The organism is Ruegeria sp. CDSA034 (assembly GCF_059612275.1).
The window spans coordinates 23,317-49,312 of sequence record NZ_JBXWQH010000016.1; the positions used below are offsets into that span (position 1 = coordinate 23,317).

Annotated in this window: 30 protein-coding genes; 13 read left to right on the forward strand and 17 right to left on the reverse strand. The window is 58.6% G+C overall.

Annotated features, from left to right (window positions below; all coding sequences use genetic code 11):
• Nucleotides 1-39: 39 nt before the first annotated feature.
• Both AC2FLJ_RS20080 and AC2FLJ_RS20085 read right to left on the reverse strand, forming a co-directional pair.
• The gene (locus AC2FLJ_RS20080; protein ID WP_058278827.1) at nt 40-993 is read right to left on the reverse strand and encodes an AEC family transporter; all 954 of its coding nucleotides are present in this window, start codon (nt 991-993) and stop codon (nt 40-42) included.
• Between the two features lie 111 nt (nt 994-1,104).
• On the reverse strand, nt 1,105-2,046 hold the full coding sequence (locus tag AC2FLJ_RS20085) for a formate dehydrogenase accessory sulfurtransferase FdhD (RefSeq protein ID WP_432653524.1): 942 nt from the start codon (nt 2,044-2,046) through the stop codon (nt 1,105-1,107).
• Between AC2FLJ_RS20085 and AC2FLJ_RS20090 the strand changes: the two genes are divergently transcribed.
• Nucleotides 2,045-2,761, forward strand: a complete 717-nt coding sequence (locus AC2FLJ_RS20090) for an AzlC family ABC transporter permease (RefSeq protein ID WP_496707324.1) — start codon at nt 2,045-2,047, stop codon at nt 2,759-2,761. The genes AC2FLJ_RS20085 and AC2FLJ_RS20090 overlap by 2 nt on opposite strands.
• Entirely contained in the window at nt 2,758-3,090 is a 333-nt protein-coding gene (locus AC2FLJ_RS20095) for an AzlD domain-containing protein (protein ID WP_058273577.1), read from the forward strand. Before AC2FLJ_RS20090 ends, AC2FLJ_RS20095 begins: the two co-directional genes overlap by 4 nt.
• Here the strand turns inward: AC2FLJ_RS20095 and AC2FLJ_RS20100 are convergent.
• The 7 genes from AC2FLJ_RS20100 to AC2FLJ_RS20130 all read right to left on the reverse strand — a co-directional run bounded on the left by AC2FLJ_RS20100 (nt 3,079) and on the right by AC2FLJ_RS20130 (nt 9,589).
• A complete protein-coding gene (locus AC2FLJ_RS20100; protein ID WP_282169832.1) occupies nt 3,079-3,711 on the reverse strand; it encodes a hypothetical protein in 633 nt (210 codons plus the stop codon). The two genes, AC2FLJ_RS20095 and AC2FLJ_RS20100, sit on opposite strands and share 12 nt — an antisense overlap.
• A gap of 18 nt (nt 3,712-3,729) precedes the next feature.
• Complete coding sequence (locus AC2FLJ_RS20105; protein ID WP_058273578.1) at nt 3,730-3,864, reverse strand: aa3-type cytochrome c oxidase subunit IV; 135 nt, start codon at nt 3,862-3,864, stop codon at nt 3,730-3,732.
• A gap of 68 nt (nt 3,865-3,932) precedes the next feature.
• Nucleotides 3,933-4,493: a hypothetical protein gene (locus AC2FLJ_RS20110; RefSeq protein ID WP_496698710.1), complete on the reverse strand. Its 561-nt coding sequence runs from the start codon at nt 4,491-4,493 to the stop codon at nt 3,933-3,935.
• Entirely contained in the window at nt 4,480-6,318 is a 1,839-nt protein-coding gene (locus AC2FLJ_RS20115; protein WP_496707327.1) for a glycerophosphodiester phosphodiesterase, read from the reverse strand. The genes AC2FLJ_RS20110 and AC2FLJ_RS20115 overlap by 14 nt, the downstream gene beginning before the upstream one ends.
• 64 nt (nt 6,319-6,382) lie before the next feature.
• Entirely contained in the window at nt 6,383-6,835 is a 453-nt protein-coding gene (locus AC2FLJ_RS20120; RefSeq protein ID WP_058273581.1) for a DUF6173 family protein, read from the reverse strand.
• 4 nt (nt 6,836-6,839) lie between these two features.
• Nucleotides 6,840-7,886 carry an MBL fold metallo-hydrolase gene (locus tag AC2FLJ_RS20125; protein WP_496707329.1) on the reverse strand — a complete coding sequence of 349 codons (1,047 nt, stop codon included), beginning with the start codon at nt 7,884-7,886 and terminating at the stop codon, nt 6,840-6,842.
• Nucleotides 7,886-9,589: an acyl-CoA dehydrogenase family protein gene (locus AC2FLJ_RS20130; protein WP_496698704.1), complete on the reverse strand. Its 1,704-nt coding sequence runs from the start codon at nt 9,587-9,589 to the stop codon at nt 7,886-7,888. Before AC2FLJ_RS20130 ends, AC2FLJ_RS20125 begins: the two co-directional genes overlap by 1 nt.
• A gap of 137 nt (nt 9,590-9,726) precedes the next feature.
• Between AC2FLJ_RS20130 and AC2FLJ_RS20135 the strand changes: the two genes are divergently transcribed.
• Nucleotides 9,727-10,677: an L-threonylcarbamoyladenylate synthase gene (locus AC2FLJ_RS20135; protein WP_496698702.1), complete on the forward strand. Its 951-nt coding sequence runs from the start codon at nt 9,727-9,729 to the stop codon at nt 10,675-10,677.
• Here AC2FLJ_RS20135 and AC2FLJ_RS20140 read toward each other — a convergent pair whose 3' ends face one another.
• A complete protein-coding gene (locus AC2FLJ_RS20140) occupies nt 10,678-11,232 on the reverse strand; it encodes a YqgE/AlgH family protein (protein WP_109312945.1) in 555 nt (184 codons plus the stop codon).
• Between the two features lie 145 nt (nt 11,233-11,377).
• Here AC2FLJ_RS20140 and AC2FLJ_RS20145 point away from each other — a divergent pair, with 145 nt between their 5' ends.
• Both AC2FLJ_RS20145 and AC2FLJ_RS20150 read left to right on the forward strand, forming a co-directional pair.
• Nucleotides 11,378-12,184: a protein-disulfide reductase DsbD domain-containing protein gene (locus AC2FLJ_RS20145; RefSeq protein WP_058273586.1), complete on the forward strand. Its 807-nt coding sequence runs from the start codon at nt 11,378-11,380 to the stop codon at nt 12,182-12,184.
• Between the two features lie 13 nt (nt 12,185-12,197).
• Nucleotides 12,198-12,617, forward strand: coding sequence for an NUDIX hydrolase (locus tag AC2FLJ_RS20150; RefSeq protein WP_496707332.1), 420 nt, complete (start codon nt 12,198-12,200; stop codon nt 12,615-12,617).
• Here AC2FLJ_RS20150 and AC2FLJ_RS20155 read toward each other — a convergent pair.
• The 7 genes from AC2FLJ_RS20155 to AC2FLJ_RS20185 all read right to left on the reverse strand — a co-directional run bounded on the left by AC2FLJ_RS20155 (nt 12,614) and on the right by AC2FLJ_RS20185 (nt 20,358).
• Entirely contained in the window at nt 12,614-16,012 is a 3,399-nt protein-coding gene (locus AC2FLJ_RS20155; protein ID WP_496707333.1) for an efflux RND transporter permease subunit, read from the reverse strand. The genes AC2FLJ_RS20150 and AC2FLJ_RS20155 overlap by 4 nt on opposite strands.
• A gap of 5 nt (nt 16,013-16,017) precedes the next feature.
• Entirely contained in the window at nt 16,018-17,472 is a 1,455-nt protein-coding gene (locus AC2FLJ_RS20160; RefSeq protein ID WP_496707335.1) for an efflux RND transporter periplasmic adaptor subunit, read from the reverse strand.
• A 106-nt stretch (nt 17,473-17,578) separates the two neighbouring features.
• Nucleotides 17,579-18,121: a molybdenum cofactor biosynthesis protein B gene (gene moaB, locus AC2FLJ_RS20165; RefSeq protein ID WP_496707337.1), complete on the reverse strand. Its 543-nt coding sequence runs from the start codon at nt 18,119-18,121 to the stop codon at nt 17,579-17,581.
• A gap of 6 nt (nt 18,122-18,127) precedes the next feature.
• Entirely contained in the window at nt 18,128-18,748 is a 621-nt protein-coding gene (locus AC2FLJ_RS20170; protein ID WP_496707338.1) for a LysE family translocator, read from the reverse strand.
• The gene (locus tag AC2FLJ_RS20175; protein ID WP_496707340.1) at nt 18,745-19,344 is read right to left on the reverse strand and encodes a metallophosphoesterase family protein; all 600 of its coding nucleotides are present in this window, start codon (nt 19,342-19,344) and stop codon (nt 18,745-18,747) included. Before AC2FLJ_RS20175 ends, AC2FLJ_RS20170 begins: the two co-directional genes overlap by 4 nt.
• Complete coding sequence (locus AC2FLJ_RS20180; RefSeq protein WP_496707341.1) at nt 19,341-20,108, reverse strand: uracil-DNA glycosylase; 768 nt, start codon at nt 20,106-20,108, stop codon at nt 19,341-19,343. The genes AC2FLJ_RS20175 and AC2FLJ_RS20180 overlap by 4 nt, the downstream gene beginning before the upstream one ends.
• A gap of 10 nt (nt 20,109-20,118) precedes the next feature.
• Complete coding sequence (locus tag AC2FLJ_RS20185; protein ID WP_160116550.1) at nt 20,119-20,358, reverse strand: hypothetical protein; 240 nt, start codon at nt 20,356-20,358, stop codon at nt 20,119-20,121.
• A 509-nt stretch (nt 20,359-20,867) separates the two neighbouring features.
• Here AC2FLJ_RS20185 and AC2FLJ_RS20190 point away from each other — a divergent pair.
• From AC2FLJ_RS20190 to AC2FLJ_RS20225, 8 genes are all read left to right on the forward strand, one after another.
• Nucleotides 20,868-21,803 (forward strand): aspartate carbamoyltransferase catalytic subunit, encoded by a 936-nt coding sequence (locus AC2FLJ_RS20190; RefSeq protein ID WP_058273594.1) that lies wholly within the window; start codon nt 20,868-20,870, stop codon nt 21,801-21,803.
• Nucleotides 21,800-22,318, forward strand: a complete 519-nt coding sequence (locus tag AC2FLJ_RS20195) for a hypothetical protein (protein ID WP_496707344.1) — start codon at nt 21,800-21,802, stop codon at nt 22,316-22,318. Before AC2FLJ_RS20190 ends, AC2FLJ_RS20195 begins: the two co-directional genes overlap by 4 nt.
• Complete coding sequence (locus AC2FLJ_RS20200; RefSeq protein WP_496698688.1) at nt 22,303-22,689, forward strand: hypothetical protein; 387 nt, start codon at nt 22,303-22,305, stop codon at nt 22,687-22,689. The genes AC2FLJ_RS20195 and AC2FLJ_RS20200 overlap by 16 nt, the downstream gene beginning before the upstream one ends.
• Nucleotides 22,686-23,153 (forward strand): hypothetical protein, encoded by a 468-nt coding sequence (locus tag AC2FLJ_RS20205; RefSeq protein WP_496698686.1) that lies wholly within the window; start codon nt 22,686-22,688, stop codon nt 23,151-23,153. Before AC2FLJ_RS20200 ends, AC2FLJ_RS20205 begins: the two co-directional genes overlap by 4 nt.
• Entirely contained in the window at nt 23,150-24,430 is a 1,281-nt protein-coding gene (gene pyrC / locus AC2FLJ_RS20210; RefSeq protein WP_496698684.1) for a dihydroorotase, read from the forward strand. The genes AC2FLJ_RS20205 and pyrC overlap by 4 nt, the downstream gene beginning before the upstream one ends.
• Entirely contained in the window at nt 24,430-25,035 is a 606-nt protein-coding gene (plsY, locus tag AC2FLJ_RS20215; protein ID WP_282169848.1) for a glycerol-3-phosphate 1-O-acyltransferase PlsY, read from the forward strand. Before pyrC ends, plsY begins: the two co-directional genes overlap by 1 nt.
• Nucleotides 25,032-25,298, forward strand: coding sequence for a hypothetical protein (locus AC2FLJ_RS20220; protein ID WP_282169849.1), 267 nt, complete (start codon nt 25,032-25,034; stop codon nt 25,296-25,298). Before plsY ends, AC2FLJ_RS20220 begins: the two co-directional genes overlap by 4 nt.
• A gap of 195 nt (nt 25,299-25,493) precedes the next feature.
• Nucleotides 25,494-25,967, forward strand: a complete 474-nt coding sequence (locus AC2FLJ_RS20225; protein ID WP_058273690.1) for a YHS domain-containing (seleno)protein — start codon at nt 25,494-25,496, stop codon at nt 25,965-25,967.
• Nucleotides 25,968-25,996 lie beyond the last annotated feature (29 nt).

Below are 25,996 nucleotides of genomic sequence, written 5' to 3' on the forward strand. Positions count from 1 at the left end.
GTCCAAGTGATCAATAGATCGCAACTTTGTAGAGCGAACTCAATTCAATTGGAACGCGGTAGGATGCAGATGATGCAGGACAAACAGCCACAGGATCAAAGTCCCGACCGCCAGGAACGAGGTCGCCGACACGATGTGAGCGGCGAGTTGCGGCTCCTGATCATAATGTTTGGCCAGCAAAAAGATGCTCTTTGCCGTGGGCGCTGCTGCAGAGACCGTCGCCGCAATGATCCAAAGCGGATCCAGCCCGATCAAATGCCCCGCAAGCAGCACCACCCCCGGAACAACGAGAAGTTTTATTACTGTCAAGAACAGGATCATCGGTCCAGTCTGAACAATCGTGCGAACACTTGTGGTAAACCCGATCGCAAACAGCGCAACAGCTGCAAGCGCCTGACTCATAAGCTCTAAATAATCCGAAACGGCGTCAGAAAACCCAATACCTGTGAAAGAGTAAAGAACGCCCAACAACGTTGCAGCGATTATCGGGTTTTTCAAAACATTCAGAAGGATCTTGTAAATGGGTGTCTTGGCGCTTGCCTTGTGCCCGGCCGAGGTCTCTAGAATGGTGGTCATGATCAACAGCAGAATGGCGACCACCAGATTTGCCAATACGGCCGGCAGCGCCCCCTTTGATCCAAAAATCGCATGGAGGATGGGCAGCGCAACCAACGCTGTGTTCGAGGCAACGCCAGCAAAGGCCAAAACGGTTGCTGATCCGACCTGAAAACTCGTCAGCGCCTTCAAACCGATGAACAGGACGGCAAAAAGAGCCAGTATCGTACCGCCATACGACACGTAGAAACCGTAGTTTAGAAGGTTCTCAAACTCCTCCTGACCAATCAGGTAAAACATGATGGCAGGGATCAGGACGTAAACCGCAAACTGCACCAGAGCTTCTGACGTGTCTTCACCCAGAAGATTCGTCCAAGAAAACACGTACCCCGTCAAGATCACCGCGAAGACCGGTGCAATTAAACTGATTAATTCCATAGCTTCCCTACGTGGCAACCATCCAAAATTCCACTCTGAGTTGTTCCACCTTAGTGTATATCTTCTGGAACTTGCAGAGTTTTCTCAGAACGACTGGTTACCCAACGGATTTCAGGACTGGGAGCTTTTCCTTTTGTGTTTCTTATCCTCGACCGCCACAGTCGCCGGATCCACATCACGCATCAGTCGGTCCTGACCTGAAAGACATACAAAGCGCTGCCCGCGCATCCGACCGATCAGTGTCAGTCCGACTTCGCGGGCAATCTCTACGCCCCATGCGGTGAAGCCCGATCGCGACGCCAGAACCGGGATGCCCATCATCGCGGTCTTGATCACCATTTCCGAGGTCAGACGTCCGGTGGTGTAGAGGATTTTGTCTTCAGCCCCCTCACCTTCGGACAGCATCCAGCCGGCGATCTTGTCGACAGCGTTGTGGCGGCCCACGTCTTCCATATAAACCAACGGGCGGTTCTCGTGACACAACACTGTACCGTGGATCGCCCCAGCCTCAAGATACAGCGACGGGGTACGGTTGATCTTGGCCGCCAGATCATAGAGCCACGACGTGCGGACCGAGACCTGCGGCAGGCGCACGTTCTCCAATCCTTCCATCATGTCACCGAACACCGTGCCGACCGCACAGCCACTGGTGCGGGTCTTTTTCTTCAGTTTGTCCTCATACGAGGTCTCGCGCGCAGTGCGCACGATCACGGTTTCCAGATCATCATCGTATTCAACGCGCGTGATCTCATCATCTGCCAACAGCATCCCCTGATTGCGCAGGAAACCCAGCGCCAGGTATTCCGGGTAATCGCCAATGGTCATTGCGGTCACGATTTCCTGTGAATTGAGGAAAATCGTCAGCGGGCGCTCCTCGACCACCGAGATCCGACTGACCTCACCATTCTGGTCCACGCCTTCAACGGCGCGGGTCAGGCGGGGCGCACCGGGATCTGGGGCGATGATGTAGTCTGACTGGTTCTGTTCCGTGGCCAATTGCAACCCTTTCCCAAGACCGCTACTGCTGCGGGGATCACCATAGGATTTAGCCATGGCAGACACCACATCCAAGTCATACTTCTGGAAGGGTTTTCGCGACGGGACCCCGTTCATTTTTGTGGCGATCCCGTTTGGCACCCTGTTCGGCGTCTTCGCGACCGAGGCCGGGTTGAGTATCGTGCAAACCATGGCCTTCACGTCCACTGTCTTTGCGGGTGCTGCGCAGTTTGCCGCGCTGCAATTGCTGCAGGATCAGACGCCGACGGCCATTATTCTTGTCTCTGCCCTGGCGGTGAACCTGCGGATGGCGATGTATTCAGCGTCACTGACGCCCTATCTGGGCGCTGCGCCGATGTGGCAGCGGGCCTGTGCCGCCTACCTGACTGTCGATCAGTCTTATGCCTGTTCGATTGTGCAGTTTGAAAAAGAACCCAGGATGACAGTGCCCCAGCGCATGGCTTATTTCGTGGGCTCGGTCACCCCCATCACGCCGCTATGGATATTTGCGACTTATCTGGGCGCGGTTCTTGGCACGCGCATTCCCGAAAGCTGGGCGCTGGACTTTGCCTTGCCGATTACATTTCTGGCAATGATCGGGCCAATGATGCGCACCCTGCCCCATGTGGTGGCTGCGCTGGTCGCCATTGTCGTTTCTTTGATGACCGCTGGCATCCCATACAATCTGGGCCTGCTGATTGCCGGATGTGCCGGCATGATGGCCGGTGCTCAGGCCGAATTGTTCGCCGAACGCAGAAAGGCCGCATCATGACCCCTGTTGATCCGGTCACGATCTGGTCCATCATCATTGGACTTGCCATTGGCAGTTATAGTTTGCGGTTTGTCTTTATCGGCCTCGTCGGGGATCGCCCGATGCCTCCCTGGCTGTTGCGCCACTTGCGCTATACCGCTGTCGCCATCCTGCCCGCCCTGATTGCACCGCTGGTTGTTTGGCCAACCGCAACCGAAGGGCAGCCCGACATTCCACGGATGGCGGCCGCCGCGGTTGCGCTGAGCGTTGGAGTGATCACAAAGAATGTGCTGGCAGCAATCTTCAGCGGTGCCGCAACTCTGTACGGGTTGCTGTACTTATTGGGTTGAGACCGTTTCCAGTTGGTTCAGTGCCGCATTGTTGGCGGCCAGACCTTTTTGCAGGTCGGCATCGTCGTTCTCACGATACTCCGTTGTCACAACACCCGGAATCTGACCGAACTGATCTGACAGCTTGACCGGAAAAAAGGTCACGTCGATCTGTTCGAACCCCGGAACCTGCTTCAGCAGCGACGCGGTGGAATTCGCACAATAGGCGCCAGCGACCGGACCGGATTGTTTGGCCAGCTGCAAGGCAATCTCGGCCTGTTGCGGGCTCACCTGAATCGTCTGGATACGCGCATAATGTGTCTCGCGCGCGTGTGAGCTGCGATAGGCGCGCTCGACATTCGGGGTGATACCGTACAGCACGTCGTCCTTGATCGGAACCACATCTGCGCGGAAAGACCCCGCAGGATCAAAGATCACCCGCTCGCTGCCGCTGATCATCAACGAAGTATGGGCACCAGACCCGGTGCGCGTGCTGATCATCGTATACAGCGTCAGGGTCGAAGGCCCCGGATCACGATAGGATCGGGCAACGACCTCGGCCCGGTCGGCTTGCGGGCGCTGCGATCCCGTGCAGCCAGCAACAGTTGCTGCCAGCAGGCAGGCAATCAAAATCCGGATCAAGGTCAACCCCGTTTTGGATTATGCGGCGAAGACCGCCAGGAACAGGCAAAGGAGGGCGATGGCAACCACACACCATGTGGTGGCTTTGACGAACCCATCAAAGGTTTTGGTTTGAACAGTGATATCCATTTCGCCGTGCTTGTGTTCAGCCATGAGTCTCAGAATCCTAATTCGCGTGTTTGAAATGTTGGATAATGGAAAATCCGGGGCCTGTCACCACGTCATTCGCGCGCAGGGGCCAAAGGTGGAAACACCGAGCACCCCGGATACCCAAAACCCCAACGCCAGGGCAGGCCCGAACAGGGGCCGCCGCCGAATCGGACCGCCGCGTACATCGCCTCGGCCGTGACGGAATGGGCGGTGCGAACCTGTTCGGCCGTCATGTCATAGCGTTCGGCATATTCCTCGGCATGGTCTGTCCCATGCTTTTTGACGCAGGCACGCAGGGTGTCGTCCGCGGACAGGCGCGCGTCATAACTGTCTTCGGCCCGCAAAGCCCCGCCGGCATGGTGATAGGCGCGATCATGGGTCACACAGCAGTATTCCCACGGTGGGTGCGCCTCATACAGTCCCCGAAAGCTGGGGAACGTATCCGCCACAAAGCGCCAACTGGCCGAAAGACCACCCGAACAGCCATCCGTTTCAAACGGAGTCAACTCTGCGCTGCTGCGCTCCGCCATCAGGGAGCGATGCGCGGGCAACTCAAAACTGCGCATGACGTCTTGCGCGAAGGCTGGCGAGGCACTCAACAAAAGGATCGCTGCCAGATTAAGGGCTTTCATCGCGCATCGCCTCAGTATCAAAGGACATGCCAAAGGTCGTCGCCAGCCATAACAACAACCGCTCTGCCGGCCCCAATTCGGCGCGCACACGCAGAACTTCATTTGCCATCGCTGGTCGGTCCGTGATCAGCCCATCCACCCCCATCGACGCCATCGCCGACATTTGCAGCGGATCATTCACTGTCCAGACATAGATGTCCTTACCCGCCGCATGGACCGAATTGACCAAACCCGGCGTCGCCATCGCGGCGTTCACCGCAACAAAATCACCTTCGAGACCCGACAGATCACCCACAGCAGTCGCGGCCAGAACACCGGCGCGCCAGTCGGGGCGAATCGTCTTCATCTTTTGCACTGCCGGGTATTTCAGGGACATCGTTGCAATGTCGTCCTGCATGCCCAGTTCTTCGACGAGGGCGACAACCCGATTCTCAAGGTCTACGTCGTGGCCGTAGTATTTCAGTTCGATAATGACCTTGGCCTTGCCCTTCGCCGCCTCCAGCACGTCGCGCAGCGTCGGCGTCCGCTCATCTGCGTATTCAGGGCCAAACCAGCTGCCGATGTCGATCTGATCGATATCCTCCATCGTGGCATCCCACACCTTGAGGTTAACACCGGCCAGTTTCATAAAATCACTGTCATGGGCGACGATGACTACATCATCCGCTGTTTCCTGCACGTCGATCTCAACCCAGTCGGCCCCGTCCTCGATCGCCTTGAGAACCGAGGCCATAGTGTTTTCGGGCTTCAGCGCGGCAGCGCCGCGATGACCGATAACCTCTGCACGGTCCGATGCCTGCACCCTTTCCAGAAGGTGCTGCCCGAACCATATCCCAACAAGAACAGCAACGATGGCGGCCCCAACAGCCGTGACCATTGTTCTGCGCAGGTTGCGCGGCTTTGGAGGGGTTGGTTCCGATGTCTGGATATCAAAGAACCCATCGAGCAGCACTGCCAGTGCGCCCAGAGCCGTGGCTGCCAATACCAGTCCGGCCAGTGACCAGATACCGGCGACGGCCAGGCTGTAAATCAGGGCCAATCTCAGGTTGGCTGCGCCTTGCAGCGGCACCAGTGCGAACAAAAGCCCGGCCACCCAGGCGATCACGGCAGCGATGACAAAGCGCACAGCCAACCAGATGGCCAGTTCTATCTTGAGGCGTCCGCGCATACCTTCCATCCGACTGGCACTGATGCCAAACGCATGTCCGGGGTGAACGCCCTCGAACAAAACCAAATGCAGCGACAAAGCCCAGGCTGACAGGCGTCGGATCAACACCCGAGCCATAGCCAGCGCAACCGCCCCGATCAGCACCACAGCCACCCAGAATGAGGGCGGGTGGAATGTCAGATAATAGTTGATGTCATACTCAGTCAGCGTCCACCACGCGATCACGGCAGAAACGATCGCAAAGGGCAGAACCAACAGCAAAACACGCACAACAAAGCGCACCGCAAATCCGAACAGGGATGGAAGCCGCGACAAGATCAGCCTAATCGAAGAACTGCCGGCGCGCCATGGGTCCGGCTCTGCCATCCGCAGCGACCCGGCCATGACCGAGAAGACAAACACTTCGGCCAGTAGAAACAGGCTGAGCACCACAACGGCCGCAATAAACCCGGCAGGTGAGAGAATGAATGCAGCGATCGCCTGATCAGTCAGCGCCGTCTGGTTGGATAGCGATACGGCAAGATTCACCGTGATCGCCACGCCGGGCGCAATCAGCGCAACCAAAAGCAGGCGCACAACGAGATAGATCGGCACAAAGACACGGCGACGGGCCCACGCACCTTTGTAGGCACTTGTAACGGCAGAGAAAGTGGTCACGTGAGGCCCCCTTGAATGGTAAACTCATTCAAGGCTGCGCAGACGTGAATTGCAAGTCAGGTGATCAGCTTTCTTCCAGATCCGCCGCCAGACGGAACCCGATCCGGTTGGCTGGTTTATCCTCAACCGATTTGGGCAGGGCCCGCAGCATCACGTTCAACTGGCTGACATGTTGTACAAGCTGAGTGCGCGCGCCGGTCGCATCGGACCCATAAAAGGTGATGATATCGGGATCGAAATACCCCATCCCCTCGATCCGCATGACGCCTGCGTCGCCGCCGGTGAATCCCATCGCAACCTCTTGGTCGCCGGTCAGCGTCTTTTCGAAATTCTGGATATAGAGGATCAGCCGCTCATAAGCCCACTGTGCGGGGCTTTTCGTTTCGACCGGCTTTTGCAACGGGCCGGGCAGGTCTTTTGCGCCTGACTTTGCTTCGGGGTCGGAATGCACTTCGTAGCAGCGCGGCAAAGCTGCGGCTTCGGCGGCCTCGGCCGAGGTTTCGATCTGATCCTGCATGGCTTTACCCTTTGCGCTGAAACTCCCAGGCCCCGTCCGCGCGGCGCGTCCGGGTGACAGCTCCAATGTGGTAAAGATGGTTCAGATGTGCAACCGCTTCGACCAGCGCAAGCCCATACTCGCCACCGCTGATCTGCCGTTTGAACAAGGGCATGAAACATTCGGCAGCGGTCTTGGGCTGGTCCAAATACTTTTCCAATCGATCCAATGCACTGTGGTGGTTGTCGATCAGTTGCCTCATCCGGATGGGCAGCCCGGTGAATGGCAGCTTGTGCCCGCCCAGCGCCAGATGATCGGGTCGCGCCAGCCCCTGAAGCCGTTCGCAGGCCTCAAGCCATTCAGCAACCGGATCCGCCAAAGGTTCGGTGACATAGACACCCAGGTTGGGACTGATCGAACTGAGGATCTGATCGCCGGTGATCACCAGATTGTCGTCGCTGCTCCAGAATGTCGCGTGTTCGGGGGCATGGCCATTGCCCATATGAACATCCCAGTCGCGCCCACCCATGCGGATCACACTGCCTTGCTTGATCCGGGTGAAACCCAGCGGCATCGGATAAACTGTGTCGCAATAATTGAACGGGCGCTCGGCCATCCGCTTGGCAAGAACGTCGGGCGCCATTCCTGCACTGCGGTAATAGTCCAGCGTCTCTTGGGGCCAGCTTTCCTGAACATCCAGCTGTAGCATCCGCGAAAACAGCCAGGCCGTTCGCGACGCCACCAGTTCCACGCCATGTTCGGATTGGAACCAACCCGCATTGCCCACGTGATCGGGGTGATGATGAGTCACAACCACCCGCGTGATCGGCTTGCCCGCCAATGGGCCTGCCATCAGCTTTTCCCAGATGCGCCGTGTTTTGTTCGACGACATTCCTGTGTCGATCACGGTCCAGCCGTCGCCATCGTCCAGCGCATAAATGTTAACGTGATCCAGCGCCATGGGCAGCGGCAATCGCATCCACAGAACACCTTCGGCAATCTCGGTCGCCTCGCCCTCGGCCGGAGGCTCTGACCAGGGATATCTGATCGCCAAAGGGGTATCTCCGTCCATCAGGATACAAACTCCTCGGCGCTGAGCCCGAATACATCATCTGCCCCGTTCTGTGCTTGAACAAGCAGCCCAGCATATTCAGGCAACAGCGCGTTGATGTAATACCGGGCCAGCTTAAAGCGCGGGCCACCCGGTTCAGCCAGAGCCGACTTCAGGTGGTAATGTGCACCCAAAACGCGAGCAAAGGCATGCAGATAGGGCAACGCCCCGGCAAACCGGTTGTTCATATCAGACTGCGCCACCATCCACTCGGTCGCCTCGCGCAAGCTTTCGGTCGCTTCCCAAACAGGGCCAGCCAGTTCGGGCATGGTCGCCCGCGCCTGTTCGGCATGATCTTCGATCTCGTCCAGTAGGCGCGAGGCTGCTTCGCCGCCATCCATCATCTTGCGCGCGACAAGGTCCATGGCCTGAATGCCATTCGTTCCCTCATAAATCGCAGTCACACGGACGTCGCGATAATACTGAGCCGCACCGGATTCTTCGATGAAGCCCATACCGCCGTGGACCTGAACACCGGTCTCAGATACGCGCATTCCCGTCTCGGTGCCAAAAACCTTGCCAATCGGCGTCAAAAGTGCGGCACGAGACATCCAATCGGCGTCGCCCGTTGCGTTGGCCATATCAATGGCCGCGGCGTTGGCCAGCATAATCGCACGCGCAGCGAAAGTGTCAGCACGCATGCTCATTAACATCCGACGGACATCCGCGTGGTCGATAATGGTGCCCGAGGGGGTTTTGCCCTGCTTCCGCTCCAACGCATAGGCCAGCGCGTGCTGATAGGCACCTTCGGCTGCGCCCACACCCTGACCGCCAACACCTAGGCGCGCGTTGTTCATCATGGTGAACATCGCGGCCATGCCGCCATGTTCCTTGCCTACAAGCCAGCCTTTGGCACCGTCAAACTGCATCACGCAGGTTGGTGAGCCGTGCAGGCCCATCTTGTGCTCGACCGATACGACCTTCAGATCATTGGCCACACCGGGATTGCCGTTCTCATCCGGCAGCAGCTTGGGCACCAGGAACAGCGAAATGCCCTTGGTTCCGGGAACGCCATCGGGCAGGCGTGCCAGTACCAAATGGCAAACATTCTCAGCAAAATCGTTGTCACCCCATGAGATAAAGATTTTCTGCCCTGTCACAGAAAAGGTGCCATCCCCATTGGCTTCGGCTTTCGAAGTCAACGCACCCACATCCGACCCGGCCTGTGGTTCGGTCAGGTTCATGGTACCAGACCATTCACCTGCCATCATCTTAGGCAAATACAGCGCCTTGAGCTCATCGCTGGCGTGATGTTCCAGCGCTTCGATCTGGCCCTGTGTCATCAGCGGCGCAAGTTGCAGCGACAGGCAGGCGGCCGACATCATCTCGTTCACGGCGGTGGTCAGCGTCATCGGCAGACCCATGCCGCCATATTCCGGATCACCGCTCATCCCGACCCAGCCGCCTTCGGCTATGGCTTTCCAGCCATGGGCATACCCGGTCGAGGTACGCAGCACGCCGTTTTCCAAGCGCGCAGGCTCAAGATCACCGGGGCGTTGCAGAGGGGCCATCACCTCTTCGCAAAGTTTTCCGGCTTCGGTCAGAATGGCACTGACCACATCGTCGCTGGCTTCCGAGAATTTCTCGGTAGCAGCGATCTTGTCAAAATTGACCGCGTGGCGGAACAAGAATTCATAATCAGAGATTGGGGCGCGATATGGCATGTCTTCCCTCTAGGCTGTCTGATTGCGTTTACGCCGACGGGCTTGGAATTTCCACCGCCCACCTTTATGCATCTGGGTTCCACCGATTAGGTATCGGTCCAAATGCTATACGCAATCAAAACGCGGCGTCACCACCAATGATCCCCAACGGCACTCTGACATTAAACGCCGATCCTGCCGGAATTACGCAGGCGGCAGACCTGCTGCGTCAGGGTCTTCTGGTGGCTTTCCCGACCGAGACGGTCTACGGCCTGGGTGGGGATGCCCGTAACGGAGAAGCGGTGGCAAGCATCTATACCGCCAAGGGACGACCCAGCTTCAACCCGTTGATTGCGCATGTGGCCTCGATCGAAGCCGCCCAGCGGTTCGTGACATGGTCCGATCAGGCCGAGGCCTTAGCGGCCGCGTTCTGGCCCGGACCGCTGACTCTGGTTCTGCCACTGCGACCGGATCACGGGATTTCATCGCTGGTGACAGCCGGGCTGGACACCCTCGCCGTGCGAGTGCCAGCCCACCCTGCGGCCCGTGCGCTACTGTCCGAATTCGACGGCCCGGTCGCCGCGCCATCTGCCAATCCGTCCGGGCAAATCAGCCCGACCACAGCCGCGCACGTCCTGTCCGGCCTGAATGGGCGCATCGCCGCGGTGCTGGATGATGGGCCTTGCGGGGTCGGGTTGGAAAGCACCATCGTGGGCGTTGCGGGCGAGCCTGCCCTTTTGCGCCCAGGCGGCGTTTCGCTGGAACAGATCGAGGCGGTTCTGGATACTCAGCTGCACCACCACCAGCCGGGTGATGCGCTGAACGCGCCCGGCCAGCTGCAATCGCATTATGCTCCGGATGCGCCCGTTCGTCTGAACGCCAGCACCGCCCAAGGCGATGAAGTTCTGCTGGGGTTTGGCCCGGTGGACTGCGATCTGAACCTGTCAGCGAAAGGTGATCTTGCCGAGGCCGCTGCCAACCTGTTCGCCGCACTGCACAGCCTGAATGACACCGGCAGATCAATTGCGGTGACCCAAATTCCGGAACATGGTTTGGGTGCGGCCATTAACGACCGCCTGCGCCGCGCTGCGGCCCCGCGTAACGGCTGATCAGGCGCGTCCGGACTCGGCAGACAGGATCAAGGGGTCAACGCCTAAAGTCGCAAGCGCACCTCCCCATTTCTCATCATCGGCTACATCGAAGACCAGCTTGGACGACGCCTCGGTTGTGAGCCAGCCGTTCATCGCGATCTCATCCTCAAGCTGACCAGGTCCCCAACCCGAATAGCCCAGCACCAAAGTGGAGTTCAAAGGCCCGCGGCCCGAGGCAAGATCCTCGAGGATATCCAGCGTTGCCGTCATGCTGAACTCATCCGTGATGTGCATGGAATGCAGGTTCGCCTCGTAATCCGAGCTGTGCAGGACAAAACCACGCGACATCTCGACCGGGCCGCCGAAATGGACCAAACGTTCACCCACAACCGGAATCCGGCAGGGGATGTTGAGCTGACTCAACAGAGTTTTCAGCCGCAGATCCGAAGGTTTGTTGATAATCAAACCCATAGCACCATCTTCGCCATGGCTGCACAGGTACACCACCGAATGATCAAAACGCGGATCGCCCATGCCAGGCATCGCAATCAACAGTTTTCCGGTAAGATCCATGAGCCGACATCTCTTATCAGGTATGCTTCAACAATGACCCTTGGTCACCCGGAATGGCAAGGGATCAGCGCACATTTCAGCAGATTTCATCCCGGTTACTGGAACGTGACTTGGATTCTGTGCCGCAACCGCGCATTTATGAACCATGAGCGTAAAAAATGTATTACCGGCAATCGCCATAACCTTTGGTCTGGCCTTACCTGTAACAGCGCAGGTCAACGGCCCCGTTGCCGAGTTGGATATTCTGGATGGCGGACGCACCGCTAAAGGAACGTACCTCAGCGCCGTGCGTGTGACGCTGCAGGACGGTTGGAAAACCTATTGGCGTGCGCCGGGGGATGCTGGCATTCCGCCGCAATTCGACTGGAACCGTTCGAACAACGTCGGGGATGTGTCGATTACATGGCCCGCACCCAATGTTTTTGACCAGAACGGATTGCAATCGATCGGCTACGAAAACCAACTGGTTTTGCCAGTCGAGATCACGCCGAAAAACCCGGCCAAGCCCGTACGCCTGCAGGGAACGATGGATCTGGGCGTCTGCAAGGATGTTTGCATCCCGGAACAGCTGGATTTCGACCACACGCTGAACGCAGACGCCGGGCGCAACCCCACCATCGCCGCTGCACTGGCACAAAGGCCCTTTTCCGAACACGAGGCCAGAGTGGCCCATACCACCTGTCACCTCTCACCCACATCAGACGGGATGAAGATCGAGGCCCGGGTGACCATGCCCTCGGCAGGCGGTCGCGAGGTGGCCGTGATCGAGCCGGGGAACCCGGCGCTCTGGGCTTCGCAGACCGAGACGACGCGAACCGGCAACACTCTGATCGCAACCTCTGAGGTGATTAATGCATCCGGTGGACCGTTTGCGCTGGATCGGTCGGAAATTCGGATCACCGTGTTGGGGGCAAATCACGCAGTCGACATTCGGGGATGCAGCGCAAGCTGAGCCCGGTGATTTCATGACACAAACTCCAAAAATCGGCGCTTTGGCAGTAGTCCTGCATCAGGACCAAGTGCTGCTGGTTCAACGCAGCAAGCAACCTGATGCTGGGCTATGGGGGTTTCCTGGGGGTCACGTGGAATGGGGCGAGACTGTTTTGCAAGCCGCGCAAAGAGAGCTGCGCGAAGAAACCTCGGTCATTGCAGACCCACAGCACTACTTAGACAATCTTGATTTGCTGCGCTGGAACGAAAACGGCGACGTCCAGACACACTACCTGCTGGTAGGCGTGACCTGTCAGTATCAAACCGGCGACCCCATTGCAGGTGACGACGCGCTCGATGCGCGTTGGTTCCCTGTGGACCAGATCCGCCGCGGCGAACTGGAGATGAGCAACCGCGTCATCGATCTGCTGGAAACCGCCCTGCGCCGGACTTAGGTCGCGGGCCTTTTGAGCCGGGTATAAAGCAAGCCTGAGACTGCCACGCTGAGGAACAGTATCAGCGCAGCACCTGTAACGAACGCGCCCAAGCCCATCCGAAGAATAGCCATGCCATCCTCGCCCGCATAAAGCCCGGACAAGAACCCGATGGGCGCGCCGTAAATTGCGGGCCACACCATCGTGACCGTAAACCATGAAAGCAAGGCGAGGCCCGAACACGCCAACGTCCCCTGCACCACACGGTCCGGGGCTCGTGCCGCCCGACGCATCGCGGTCATTGGGCGAGACAGATCGTTCAGAATGGCAAGCAACGCCGGGACTAGCAGCAGGACCAGCAACATTCCAAAGCCCAGCCCATAGACCAAAGTAATGACTGTGGGTTTGAGAAACTGCGCCTGCTGCGACCCTTCATACAGTAACGGGGTCAGCCCCAGAACCGTGGTCAGCGTCGTCAGCATCACAGGCCGCAACCGGTCTGCGGTGCCTTCAACTATCGAAGGCACAAGCCCGCGCTCTTTCTGGTAATCGTCGATGGTCGTCACCAAAACAATCGAATCGTTGATGATGATCCCCGTCATCCCCAGCAGACCGACGACCGTGAACATGCTTAGCGGAACTTCCCACAGGTAGTGCCCCCAGATCGCGCCGACCAACCCAAATGGGATAATCGCCATCACCACCAGTGGCCGCGTCCAGCTGGCAAAGACCCAGGCCAGTACAAGATAGATCCCTGTCAGACACAGGATCAGACCAGTACGGGCCTCGGACAGGAACTCATCTTCCTGTTCGCTCAAACCGGCCATGCGCCATTCGACCTGTCGTTCCGAGGCAATTTTAGGCAGGATTTCCTCGCCCATGGCACGTGCAATCTCTGCCGCGCGCGTCGGATCGTCTTCCGATATGTCACCGTTTACCGAGATTACACGCAGGCCATTTTCGCGCCGGACGGTCGAGAATCCGGACTTTCGCTCGACCGAAACGATATCGGCCAACGGCACATACACTCCATCGGGTGTACGCATCAGAGTGCGCTCCAAGAAATCGGCGGTCAGCTCTCCCTCAGGCAACTCTACCCTGATCTCGGCACTGCGCGGGCCATCCGGGAAGGTCGCCGCCTCGATCCCGTTCAGACGATCCCGTAACACACGACCCAGCGTTTCAATCCGGAACCCCAGCGCCTGACCCTGTGCCGTCAGGTCCAGAATGTACTCTTCCTTGTCATAGGCAAGGTTGTCTTCCAGCGCCGAAACCTCGGGATATTTTGACAGCTCGTTCTGCAAATCCTCGGAAGCAGATTTGAGCGTGTTCACATCCGCGCCATAGAACTGGACATCAATGGCATCACCACCGGGACCCGAGCGCCATCCCCGGAAGCTGAGCAGTTCGACCTTCGGGTGGCGAGGAACAAAATCCTGCAACTCACCCACAAACTCAAAGCTGGAATAGGGGCGCAGATCCGCATCAATCAGCTCGATAGAAATACCACCCAGCAAATCAGCATCTTTACCATCGGCAGCAGCCAGCCCCCAACCTGCGGACCCGCCCACCTCGGCCAGCACATAGTCGATCGGGTTACGACCGTGGCGGTCTTCATAAATTTGGCCCAGCTCTTCGGTCGCGCGCTGCAGTTCATGCATCATGGCCACAGTCTCGGCGCGGGTGGCACCTTCGACCATTATGAAGTTGCCCGTGACCGAGCCGCGCTCGGGCGCGTTAAAGAACCGCCAGTTCACATCACCTCGAATGAACAGGGCAACTTGGCTGGCCAGGATCACCACCATCATGGCAACCACCACATAGCGTGCCCAGACAACCCAGGCGATCAGCGGTCGGAACAGATGATCCCGTACCCAGCGGAACCCGCGATTGACCACGCGGTTGGGCAGATCATACCAGTGCTCTTTGGTGGAATGCGCGATGGCATGCGCCATATGGTTCGGCAGGATCAGGAAGCATTCGATCAGCGACGCAATCAAAACCGCGATAACGGTAAAGGGGATGTCGCGGATCAACTCTCCGAACCGACCACCAACGAGGGTCAGGCCAAAAAAGGCAATCACCGTCGTCAGGGTGGCCGCAAAGACCGGCATCGCCATGCGCCGTGCCGCCCGTTCGGCAGCCACCATCGGTGCCTCACCCAGCCGGCGCGCGCGAAAGTCTGCATGCTCACCCACGACGATGGCGTCATCCACAACAATGCCCAATGTGATGATCAGGCCGAACAGGGACACCATGTTGATCGACAGCCCGCCGATATACATAAAGGCAATCGCGGCAGACATGGCAACCGGAATGCCGGCAGCGACCCAAAAGGCGATCCGCGCATTCAGAAACAGAAAAAGCAGACAGACCACCAGGCCCAAGCCAACAAGGCCGTTGTCGACCAGAATATCCAGACGGTCGGTGATCGCCTGAGCGCGGGTTCTGATCAGCTCGATCGTCACACCTTCGGGAACGCTGGCCTGCATTTCCGTCACAACGTCTTCGACCGCGTGCTGGATTTCGATCGCGTCACCCAGGTTTGAGCGATCTACCCGCACCGACATTGCCGGATTTTCGCCCACAAAGTAGCTGCGATTGCGGTTGACCCCTTCGACCCGGATCTGCGCCACATCGCCCACCAGCAACTTAGATCCGTCCGCAAAATTGCGCAGGGCGATACCTTCGATTTCTTCGGGTGTGCGCTTTTCCGTACCCGTGCGAATACGGGCATTCGCGCCAGTCACATCACCCGCTGGGTTTGCGTTGACCTCGGCCGCGACAGCCGACGCGACCTCGGACAGAGTAATGTCGTTGGCAATCAGTTGGGCGGTCGGTATCTCGACCACGATACGCGGCGCAGCAAGCCCCCGAATCGTGGTACGAGTAACCCCGACCGCGAAAAGACGGTTGATTAATTCGTCCGTGAATTTGGCCAGTTGATCAGGATCGACAGGCCCGGTGACAACCACATCTGTAACCCGGTCCCGCCAGGCACCCCGCCGGATTGTTGGTTCTTCGGCATCGTCGGGAAGGCTGGTGACACTGTCGACAGCCGTCCGTACTTCTTCGACAGCGCGGGACATGTCCCAGTTTGGCTCGAACTCGAGCCGAATGCTGGCGCGCCCCTCGCGTGACGTGGACTCGGTGCTGGCGACACCCTCGACCGCCAGCAAGGCGGGCTCAAGCACCTGAACGATACCGTTGTCCACATCTTCGGGACCGGCCCCATCCCAGTCCACACTCACGTCGACGCGTTCCAGGATCACATCCGGAAAGAACTGTGCCCGCATGTTCGGGATTGCCGCTGCGCCCAGGACCAGCATCACCAGCAGCAGCAGGTTTGCCACTGTTTTGTGACGCGTGAAGTAACTAAGTATGCCGCCTGCCGCGCCGGGGATCTCGCGCATCATGGCGCTTAGCCCCCCGCCCTGTTTTCAAGCCGCTGGACAAGCGAGGCGGGCACCTTGGCCTCGCTCAACTGACCCAGAACCCGTTCTTTGACGTCCTTTGGCATGCGGGTGCTGGCCTCAACCTGAGCGACCAACTTAGCGCGCTGTTCCACAGACAGCTCAACCATATCCGGTGCGGCCCCGGCGCTATCATCTATCCGCAGGGGCCGGACACGCACGCCCGATCCCAGCAGCGGCGTGCGGCCTATCACGACCTCACGCCCAACCAAACCTTCGCCCCGCAGCAAGACCTCATCGCCCTGACGGCGGATCAACTGGACTGGCAGCGCTTCGAGCCTGTCATTCTCATCCAGCACCAACACTGTGCCCACAGCATCCAGAACCGAAGACGGCAGCAGTACTACGTTGTCCAGCGGTTGTTCCTGCACTGTGACGGTAACAAAATCGCCCGGTTTGAACCCCGACGCCTCATCCAGTCGGGCATAGATCAAACGCCCGGTCTGCCCTTCGCCCGCCGATCCGCTGTCGCGGCTAATGCGGCCTTGTGCGGTCAGGTCGGTGCCCGTGACCTCAAGCGAGATAGTCACCGGTGCGTCGATCAGATCACCGGCTGCATCCAGCAATCGGACGTATTGCGCGGTTGAGACCCGGAATGCCACCTCCAACGCATTGGGGTCGACAAGTTCCGCCAGCTTTTCGTTCGCGGACACCAGCCGTCCTTCGACCAGTGTTACATCCGTCAATGTGCCCCCGAACCGGGCGCGGATTGTCATATCATCCAGATCGCGTTCAGCGGCCTCAAGCGAAATGCGGGCTCGTGACAACAGGGTGGTCGCCTGATCGACGCGGGATTCTGCCTGGGCCAGCGCAATCCGCCGCGCCAACACCGCCTGCTGCGCGGCAGCCTTGGCCAACTCGGCCTCTTCCACAGATGCTGCGGCCCCGACCCCGCGGGTCTGCAAATCCTGTTGGCGCTGCAAGGCGCGCCCGCGCAGTTCTGCCTGTGCCTCGGCCGAATTCAATTCATCCTGCGCCAGCAGCAGCGACCGCTCCGCGTCACGCTCTTCAAACTGCGCGTCCAGCAAATCGGATTTTGCCCGGTCCAGCGCGGACTGGGCGTCTGCGGGATCAAGTTCGACCAAAACTTCGCCTGTTGTTACCACACCGCCATCTTCAAAATCTTCGGCCAGCCCGACAACGCGCCCGCCCAGTGCGGCGCGCAACTCTAACCTGCGACGGCTTTGAACCTCGCCGAAGGCTTCAAGATATGGGGTGACGGTCTCCAATTCCGCAGACCGAACAGAAACGGCAAAGACACGCTCGCGCGCCTGCGGAGCCGACTCCTCCCGTGTCAGAACGTCTTGCACGGCGCCCGAAATCATCTGCGCCGCCACAAACAACAGGGCCACTGTCAACGACGTCAAAAAGACTCCAACAAGGCTTTGCCTCAGAAATCGCATATAAAATTCACCCCGGTTGCATCAGGCTGCCATTAGCAAAAGGTAGCTGGGCAGCAAAAAATGCCAAGCCACAAAGCGGTTATGAACGGTTTAACGTGCGACCAGTCTACTTCCGTCGCAAATGTTCGTCCAATCTGGGCATTATTTCGACGAAATTGCAGGGACGGTGGCGGTAGTCGAACTGTTTTTCCAAAATGCCGTCCCAGGCGTCCTTGCAGGCACCGGGACTGCCGGGCAATGCAAACAGGTAGGTGCCACCCGCGACCCCACCGGTCGCACGTGATTGCACGGCAGAGGTGCCGATCTTTTCCATTGAAATGATTGTGAACACCGTGCCGAAAGCCTCGATTTCCTTCTCATAAACATCGCGATGCGCTTCAACCGTTACGTCGCGGCCCGTCAGGCCCGTACCTCCGGTCGAAATCACCACGTCTATCTCAGGATCCGCAATCCAGACACGTAGCTGATCGGCGATCTCGCTGCGCTCATCGCGGATGATGCTGCGATCAGCGACCCTGTGCCCTACCCCTTCGATGCGATCAACAAGTGTCTGGCCGGATTTGTCCTCATCCATCGACCGCGTGTCCGAAACGGTAAGCACGGCGATACGGACCGGAATGAAGTCTTTGGTCTCATCAATGCGCGACATGTTTGGTCAGGCCCTTTCCAAGATGGCAAGCCGGATGGCGAGGGCTGTGAAAATCCCTCCGGTCACCCAGCCCATGATGCGCGAAGCGCGCGGGTTCGCGATCAGCACCCGCCCCGCACCACCGGCAAAAATTCCCACTAGCCCATTCACCACAAATCCGCCCAGCGAGATAATGGCGCCAAAGATCAGAAACTGCAGTAAGATCGGCCCCGCCGCCGGGTCTACGAATTGCGGAATGAAGGCCAGTACGAACAGAATTACCTTAGGGTTGGTCAGGTTCACCACCAGCCCGTCCCGGAATGCCAATTGGGTGGGACCGGACGGCGCATCCGCAGAGACCGCCCCATACCGAAACGCCCCCCAGGCGAGATACAGCAGATAAGCAACGCCCATCCAGCGGATCACATCGAACAGCCAGGGCATCGCGGCCACAGCCGCTCCTAGACCGAGACCCGCCACCAGAACGTGAACCATCGATCCGACGGAGATACCTGCGCTAGCGGCGATTGCAGGCCGCGCCCCGGACCGCAGCCCCTGCCCAAAGCAGAACATCATATCCGCCCCGGGGGTCAGATTCAGGGCAATTGCCGCCGGGATAAACGCCAGCAGCGTAACTGTTTCAATCACGTGGTGACCTCGAACCAATTTACTGTGGGGCCAAGATTGGCGATCTGCGTCACGCCGATTGCGCCTCGGTAACCCCAGCTGTCATGGATATGGCCACAAAGGGCAAATTGCGGCTGCAACCGCTCGATTGCGTCACGGACCGCCACCGATCCTACCGCATCACCCGTCGACGTAAGATCGCCGTGACCCTTGGGCGGAGAATGGGCAATCAAGATGTCAGCCCCTTCGCAACGATCCAGCAACTCAGCCGCTTCAGGATCCGTCAGATCACAGGACCACTCACCGAATGGCGTCATCGGCACGCCGTAACCAAGGCCAAACAGACGCAGACCATCCACAGTCATGCCTGTCCCGTGTAGAACGTGCACACCTTCGGGCGCAGCCTCGGCCAGCTCACCGGAGCTTTCGGCATTGCCCGGCACCAGAACCAGCGGCGCATTGATACCAGAGAGCATCGCCATCGCGTCATCCAGACCTTGCCGCATGTTGCAATAGTCTCCGGCTCCGATAACCAGATCGGCCTCATCGCTGGCTGCAACAACGTCTTCGGCACGGTTTCGCGCCATATGCAGGTCCGAGAATGCGAGGATTTTCATGCCTTGCCCTCCAGCCTTGCTTTGAGTTCCAGCAAATCAGCCCATGCCTGCCGCTTCATCTGTGGCTGTCGCAGCAGATATGCAGGATGGAACATCGGGATAACCGGCAAGTCCATCGCCTGATCCCACTGACCGCGAAGCCGTGTGATCCCCCGTTTACCCAGAACAGCCTGACAGCTGATATTGCCCATCACCACCAAAACCTCGGGTTTGGCCAAGGCCACGTGCCGTTCGAGAAACGGCTTCAACATGCCAATCTCTTCGGGCTTGGGATCCCGGTTCTGCGGTGGGCGCCACGGCAGGACGTTGGTGATATAGACGTTTTCAGTCCGCTTCAGATCAATCGCGGCCAGCATCCGGTCCAACAACTGACCGGCGCGTCCGACAAAGGGCTTGCCCTCGCGGTCTTCATCCCGGCCCGGAGCTTCTCCGATAATCATCACCCGCGCACCCGGGGTGCCGTCGGCAAAGACCAACTGCCGCGCACCGCGCTTCAACTCGCAATGGTCAAACGCGTCCATGGCCGCCTGCAACTGATCCAGCGACCCTGCAGACTGTGCCGCAGATTTCGCAACCGCAACCGGATCAACTTGCTTGGGTTTTTCTCGTGCGGTCTGGGCCTTTGCGGGTTTCTTGGCTTTGGGCGCAGTATCCGGCAACGCATAGCGATCCACCGGTGCATCACCGATCGCATCCGTTGCGCCCAGCTCGATCTGCCATTCCAGCAGAGCACGGGCAGTATGATAGTCCAAAGCCGATTCCATACCCCTCAATCTAACCACCTTTTGAACGAGGGAAAGCAGATAGACCTTGATTGGTCAGTCCATCGCGCCGACGATTGCCATATTCATGTTGTCTGTATTGCGATTCTTGTTTCTTGGTTTGCTGCTGATCATTCTCAGCAGTCCTACTTCTGCGCAGTTCAAAGACAGATATGGCCAGTGCCGCGCGGGCCAATTCAAATGTGGCAGCACATGCTGTTCGGGTGGCCAAAGATGCAGCTTTGATGGCCACTGCATTCCTCTGGGCGGCACCTATTGCGGTGGCGGTAGAACCTGCGGGCCGTTCGAGCGCTGTGTGGCGGGCGGGACCCGATGTGCCCCAGCGGGGCAAAACAAATGCAGGTCGCGTCTGGATTGCCCCGGCGGCAGCATCTGCAATGCCCGTGGCGAATGCGAGCGTAACACACCTGACATTCTGGAACTGCCTTCACTGACATGCGACGACGGTCGCATTTGCGGATCCGGGTCGTCTTGCCTGCCGGGTGGCGGATGTTCACGCCCTGGCTGGTATCTTTGCGAAAAAACCGGATCGCAGTGCCGTCAGGGGTTCAAGTGTTCCAAAAATCAGGGCTGTGTTCCCGTCAAGGCCGTCGACTGCGGATACGGCAAGTGGTGCAAGCCCGGCGAACAATGCCTGCCCGAAGGCGGATGCGAGAAACTGCCCGAAGGATCTGATCCTTAGGTTGCCTTGAGCAGCGCGGCTTCTTATAAGCGGCGCGATTGTCAGACAGGAGCCCGCCAATGCGTTTCGCCCATCGTCACCTTCTTGGCATCGAGCATCTGTCGCAATCCGATATTACTGCCATTCTCGATCTGGCCGAGAAATACGTCGACATGAACCGCCAGTCGACCAAGCATTCCGACGTGCTGTCAGGGCTGACGCAAATCAACATGTTCTTCGAGAACTCAACCCGCACGCAGGCCAGTTTCGAAATCGCAGGCAAGCGGCTGGGCGCGGATGTGATGAACATGGCGATGCAGGCCAGCTCGATCAAAAAAGGCGAGACGCTGATCGACACAGCGATGACGCTGAATGCGATGCACCCCGATCTGCTGGTGGTGCGCCATCCGCATTCCGGCGCGGTCGACCTGCTGGCGCAGAAGGTGAATTGCGCGGTGCTGAACGCTGGTGATGGCAAACATGAACACCCGACGCAGGCTCTGCTGGACGCGCTGACCATTCGCCGCGCCAAAGGTCGCCTGCACCGTCTGAACATCGCGATCTGCGGCGATGTCGCCCATTCCCGCGTGGCGCGGTCAAACCTGATCCTGCTGGGCAAAATGGAAAACCGTATTCGTCTGATCGGACCACCGACCCTGGTCCCCAACCAGTTTGCCGAGTTTGGCGCCGAAATTTACGACGACATGAACGAAGGCCTCAAGGACGTCGACGTCGTGATGATGCTGCGCCTTCAGAAAGAGCGGATGGATGGCGGGTTCATCCCGTCGGAACGGGAATACTATCACCGCTATGGTCTGGACGCCGCTAAGCTGTCGCAGGCCAAGCCTGACGCCATCGTCATGCATCCCGGCCCGATGAATCGCGGTGTTGAGATTGACGGAACGCTGGCGGACGACATCAACCGGTCCGTTATTCAGGAACAGGTCGAAATGGGCGTCGCCGTTCGCATGGCCGCAATGGAACTGTTGGCCCGCAACCTGCGCGAGGCAGCATGAGTGATCTGATCGTCGCCCCCCACGAATACGGCGTCCTGCGCCTGTTTCAGCTGGACATGCGGCCCGAGGCGGCCAAGTTCCTGCGCGAACCGGGCGCCGCCGACCAGGTTCTGGGTGTCGAGGGTATGAATTCTGTTCAGATCGACATCTTTCCCGTATCTGATCTCGAGGAACTGGGTCTTTTCGGCTATCTCAACGAAGGGTGCGGCGTTCCCAAAGATCAACTGGACCGAGCTGCACTGGATAGCGTTGAAGGCTGGGTCATGGTTGTGCGCAGTGCCGCGTTTCAGGGACGTGCCGCCACTTTGCGACCGGACGCCAAAGTGCGACTGATCGGCCTTTACACAGAAGAGGCGACAAACTGGACCGGTGGAGCAATTAAAACCGAAAGCGCGAAACCGTTCTCGGCCCCGCAAACCCCGCCACAGGACGATAAACCCGGCCGTATTGGGTCGGCCATGCTGGCAGTGGTGGCGCTGGTGGTGATCGGAGGCATCCTGTGGCTGATCCTGTGACCTTCACCCCCGACAAAGGCGCGTATATCCGCACGAATACATGGCTGGCCGCCGGGGCCATGGCTGTCGCGATGATCGTGCTGTGGCTGGTCGGCAACCCCTACGTCTGGACCGGGGCACCCGCGGGTCTTGCGGCCGTCGCCTTTCGCGCATGGTACCTGGCCTCAGAAGAACTGACCACGACATGGCAGATGACGGACACCACCCTAACCGGCCCCGGCCCGCGCAATGTGGCGCTGAACCAGATAGAGGCAGTCAACCTCATGGGCAGTTTTGTCCAGATCGTCACCAAGGGTGGCGACAAGCATCTGATCAAGTATCAGGCTGACCCCGCAGCCACCAAAGCCGCCATCGAAAGGGCGATTAGATGACAGCCGCAGAAGATTGGGTGCGTTCAAAGATACCTCTAAACGAAGAGGTTTTGTGGGTCGGTCGACCCGATCAACGCGTGATCCCAAAGCACTCGTCTTTTTTTGGAAGTTGGCTAGCTGTTATTTCTTTAGTGGTTTTGATTCCAGTACTTTTCTTACTGAAGGTGTCGTGGGAATATCTGCCGCTCTACATGCTTCCGATAAGCACAACCGCTATTTTGTTCATCGATTATTACAATCGCACGCATTGCATCTATGCGGTTACAAGAAACTCTGCATGGATCATCAGGAAGCTTTTGATTTCAAAGCAACCGCGTATTAAGCGCGTTGAAATCATTCCATCTCTTAATATCAGGCCCGCGCCATTTGGGATCGAACTAAAGCCGTTCTTTTTCTTTGATAGCCTAGAAGACAAAGAAGCCGCTTTGGCGGCATTGCACCAAGCCCAAGAGGCCTCGAAATGACTGCTGTACTTTTCACCAACGCCCGCCTGATCGACCCGGAAACCGGCACCGACAGCCTAGGCTGGCTGCATGTATCCGATGGCCGGATTGCTGCGCGCGGCGAAGGGGCCGCTCCGACGCCGGAGGCGCAGGTCGTCGATTGTGGCGGGCAGTGCCTTGCCCCCGGCATCGTCGATATCGGCGTCAAGGTCTGTGAACCGGGTGAGCGACACAAGGAAAGCTATAAATCTGCCGGTCTGGCCGCTGCGGCCGGAGGCGTGACCACCATCGTGACCCGCCCCGATACCAGCCCCGCGATCGACACGCCCGAAAGTCTGGAGTTCGTCACACGCCGAGCGCAGGCCGACACTCCGGTCAACGTCCTGCCAATGGCCGCGTTGACCAAAGGTCGCGAAGGCCGCGAAATGACTGAGATCGGATTCCTGCAGGATGCCGGTGCCGTCGCCTTTACTGACTGCGATCACGTGATCGCCAACACCAAGGTGTTTTCCCGCGCCTTGACCTATGCCCGGGCCTGTGGCGCGCTGGTCATCGCCCACCCGCAAGAACCCATCCTCAGCAATGGTGCCGCAGCCACCAGTGGTAAGTTCGCCGTGCTGCGTGGCCTGCCCGCCGTCTCACCAATGGCCGAGCGGATGGGACTGGACCGTGACATCGCTTTGCTAGAGATGACCGGGGCCACCTATCACGCCGACCAGATCACCACCGCCCGCGCCCTGCCTGCGCTGGAGCGGGCCAAGCGGAATGGGCTGGACATCACGGCAGGTACGTCAATCCACCACCTGACCTTAAATGAGTTGGACGTCGCCGACTATCGCACCTTCTTCAAGGTCAAGCCGCCGCTGCGATCCGAGGATGACCGGCAAGCAGTGATCGAAGCGGTGCGGACCGGCCTGATTGATACGATCAGTTCCATGCACACGCCTCAGGATGAGGAAAGCAAACGCCTGCCGTTTGAAGAGGCAGCCTCCGGCGCGGTAGCGCTGGAAACCCTGCTGCCCGCCGCCTTGCGTCTGTATCATGCCGGGCAGTTGGACCTGCCGACACTGTTCCGCGCAATGGCCCTAAACCCGGCGAAAAGATTAGGGCTGGAAAGTGGCCGTCTGTCCGAAGGCGCGCCTGCGGATCTGGTGCTGTTTGACCCGGATGTGCCCTTTGTGCTGGACCGGTTCTCGCTCAAATCCAAATCTCAGAACACACCGTTTGACGGCCAGCGGATGCAGGGTAAGGTCACCGCAACTTTCGTTGCAGGACAAGAAGTTTACCGGAGATCCTGATGCCGATCATCGACAGCACAATGACCCAGCTGATCCTGTGGGCGGCACTTGGATACCTGATGGGGTCGATCCCGTTTGGCATGGTCCTGGCCAAGGTGATGGGGTTGGGCAACTTGCGCAACATCGGATCGGGCAATATCGGCGCAACCAATGTTTTGCGGACAGGCAACAAGACCGCCGCTGCCCTGACCCTGATCTTCGACGCCGCAAAAGGCGGAGTTGCCGTACTGTCGGCGCGTGCACTGGCGGGCGAGGATGCTGCGCAGATCGCGGCGCTGGCAGCACTTTTGGGCCATTGCTTTCCGGTTTGGCTGGGATTTAAGGGCGGAAAAGGGGTCGCCACGTTTCTGGGGATCTGGCTGGCGTTGGACTGGCGCGTCGGTGTGGCCTGTTGTTTGACTTGGTTGGTTGCTGCTGCAATCTGGCGCATCTCATCCCTTGCGGCACTTGCAGCGGCGGCAACGTCCACTATCTGGGCCCTTCTGCTGACAGGTTCGCAAACGCTGCTACTGGCTGGCGTCCTGACCCTGTTGGTCTATTGGCGCCACAGCGCGAATATTGCCCGCATCAAATCCGGCACTGAACCAAAAATCGGGCAGTCTTGAGCGCCCCGAACGCCTTCCTGACCGCTTTTTTTGCCATCCCCAAGGGGTCGTCGACCGGGCGTGCCCACGGCAGGCGGTATATCGTCAGTCGAACGGAATTTTCAGACGGCAAGTCGCAGAAACTTGTCGCACGCGCACTGGACGGCAGCGACTACATCAGCCTGAACCTTTATCTGACCAAACGCGGATCTCTTCTTCGCCCCTGCGAAATGCCCGCGGAAAAAGTCACCGAATTCGTTTTGGATCTGACGCCCGATACCTAAGGCCTACCCTGCATTTGTGAACAGTGCCTCTTCGCCCCTGCACATTCACAATTGATTGCTTTGAACGTGATGGGCCGCCTGCCCACTTGGGTTCCGTGACGACCAATTGCGGGTCTCACGGACAAAAAAACTCTTGGGTTGTCTGGGCGCAATTTTCTGCGTCACGTGGCAGCCCCTTCACGAAAGGTGAAAACAATGAACAAGTTCAAATCTCTTATCGGCGGCGTCGCGCTGTCTGTTGCCATTGCAAGCTCGGCTCTGGCCGCTGGTGTTGAACTGAACGCAAGCTCGACCGGTCTGGCCATGCAGGGCTATGATCCGGTTGCCTACTTCACCGCTGGCGAGCCGACCAAAGGTGACTACCGCATCACCACACTGCACAACGACGCGATGTATCGCTTTGCCAATGAAGAAAACAAAGCCGCGTTCGAAGAAAACCCCGAGGCGTACCTGCCTGCATATGGCGGCTACTGCGCATTCGGCGCTGCGATGGGCTTCAAGTTTGACGGTGACCCGACCTATTGGAAGATCGTTGACAACAAGCTGTACCTGAACCTGTCGCAAGACATCCAGCAGCGCTGGGAAGGTGACATCCCTGGTTTTGTCGAACAAGCCAGCGCCAATTGGGAAACCATCGCGGATAAAACACCTGCGGAACTGCAGCAATAATTTCTGACATCCCCCAAACAGGCGGCGGC

What these genes read in the sequence shown, in the direction of transcription:
- AC2FLJ_RS20175 (WP_496707340.1), bottom strand. Translation starts at nt 19,344, where the DNA reads ATGAAAATCCTCGCATTCTCGGACCTGCATATGGCGCGAAACCGTGCC.
- AC2FLJ_RS20180 (WP_496707341.1), bottom strand. Translation starts at nt 20,108, where the DNA reads ATGGAATCGGCTTTGGACTATCATACTGCCCGTGCTCTGCTGGAATGG.
- pyrC (WP_496698684.1), top strand. Translation starts at nt 23,150, where the DNA reads ATGACTGCTGTACTTTTCACCAACGCCCGCCTGATCGACCCGGAAACC.
- AC2FLJ_RS20095 (WP_058273577.1), top strand. Translation starts at nt 2,758, where the DNA reads ATGACCCCTGTTGATCCGGTCACGATCTGGTCCATCATCATTGGACTT.
- AC2FLJ_RS20140 (WP_109312945.1), bottom strand. Translation starts at nt 11,232, where the DNA reads ATGGATCTTACCGGAAAACTGTTGATTGCGATGCCTGGCATGGGCGAT.
- AC2FLJ_RS20085 (WP_432653524.1), bottom strand. Translation starts at nt 2,046, where the DNA reads ATGGCTAAATCCTATGGTGATCCCCGCAGCAGTAGCGGTCTTGGGAAA.
- AC2FLJ_RS20110 (WP_496698710.1), bottom strand. Translation starts at nt 4,493, where the DNA reads ATGAAAGCCCTTAATCTGGCAGCGATCCTTTTGTTGAGTGCCTCGCCA.
- AC2FLJ_RS20090 (WP_496707324.1), top strand. Translation starts at nt 2,045, where the DNA reads ATGGCAGACACCACATCCAAGTCATACTTCTGGAAGGGTTTTCGCGAC.
- AC2FLJ_RS20135 (WP_496698702.1), top strand. Translation starts at nt 9,727, where the DNA reads ATGATCCCCAACGGCACTCTGACATTAAACGCCGATCCTGCCGGAATT.
- AC2FLJ_RS20205 (WP_496698686.1), top strand. Translation starts at nt 22,686, where the DNA reads ATGACAGCCGCAGAAGATTGGGTGCGTTCAAAGATACCTCTAAACGAA.
- AC2FLJ_RS20130 (WP_496698704.1), bottom strand. Translation starts at nt 9,589, where the DNA reads ATGCCATATCGCGCCCCAATCTCTGATTATGAATTCTTGTTCCGCCAC.
- AC2FLJ_RS20120 (WP_058273581.1), bottom strand. Translation starts at nt 6,835, where the DNA reads ATGCAGGATCAGATCGAAACCTCGGCCGAGGCCGCCGAAGCCGCAGCT.
- AC2FLJ_RS20190 (WP_058273594.1), top strand. Translation starts at nt 20,868, where the DNA reads ATGCGTTTCGCCCATCGTCACCTTCTTGGCATCGAGCATCTGTCGCAA.
- AC2FLJ_RS20125 (WP_496707329.1), bottom strand. Translation starts at nt 7,886, where the DNA reads ATGGACGGAGATACCCCTTTGGCGATCAGATATCCCTGGTCAGAGCCT.
- AC2FLJ_RS20155 (WP_496707333.1), bottom strand. Translation starts at nt 16,012, where the DNA reads ATGATGCGCGAGATCCCCGGCGCGGCAGGCGGCATACTTAGTTACTTC.
- AC2FLJ_RS20225 (WP_058273690.1), top strand. Translation starts at nt 25,494, where the DNA reads ATGAACAAGTTCAAATCTCTTATCGGCGGCGTCGCGCTGTCTGTTGCC.
- AC2FLJ_RS20145 (WP_058273586.1), top strand. Translation starts at nt 11,378, where the DNA reads ATGAGCGTAAAAAATGTATTACCGGCAATCGCCATAACCTTTGGTCTG.
- AC2FLJ_RS20160 (WP_496707335.1), bottom strand. Translation starts at nt 17,472, where the DNA reads ATGCGATTTCTGAGGCAAAGCCTTGTTGGAGTCTTTTTGACGTCGTTG.
- plsY (WP_282169848.1), top strand. Translation starts at nt 24,430, where the DNA reads ATGCCGATCATCGACAGCACAATGACCCAGCTGATCCTGTGGGCGGCA.
- moaB (WP_496707337.1), bottom strand. Translation starts at nt 18,121, where the DNA reads ATGTCGCGCATTGATGAGACCAAAGACTTCATTCCGGTCCGTATCGCC.
- AC2FLJ_RS20105 (WP_058273578.1), bottom strand. Translation starts at nt 3,864, where the DNA reads ATGGCTGAACACAAGCACGGCGAAATGGATATCACTGTTCAAACCAAA.
- AC2FLJ_RS20080 (WP_058278827.1), bottom strand. Translation starts at nt 993, where the DNA reads ATGGAATTAATCAGTTTAATTGCACCGGTCTTCGCGGTGATCTTGACG.
- AC2FLJ_RS20150 (WP_496707332.1), top strand. Translation starts at nt 12,198, where the DNA reads ATGACACAAACTCCAAAAATCGGCGCTTTGGCAGTAGTCCTGCATCAG.
- AC2FLJ_RS20195 (WP_496707344.1), top strand. Translation starts at nt 21,800, where the DNA reads ATGAGTGATCTGATCGTCGCCCCCCACGAATACGGCGTCCTGCGCCTG.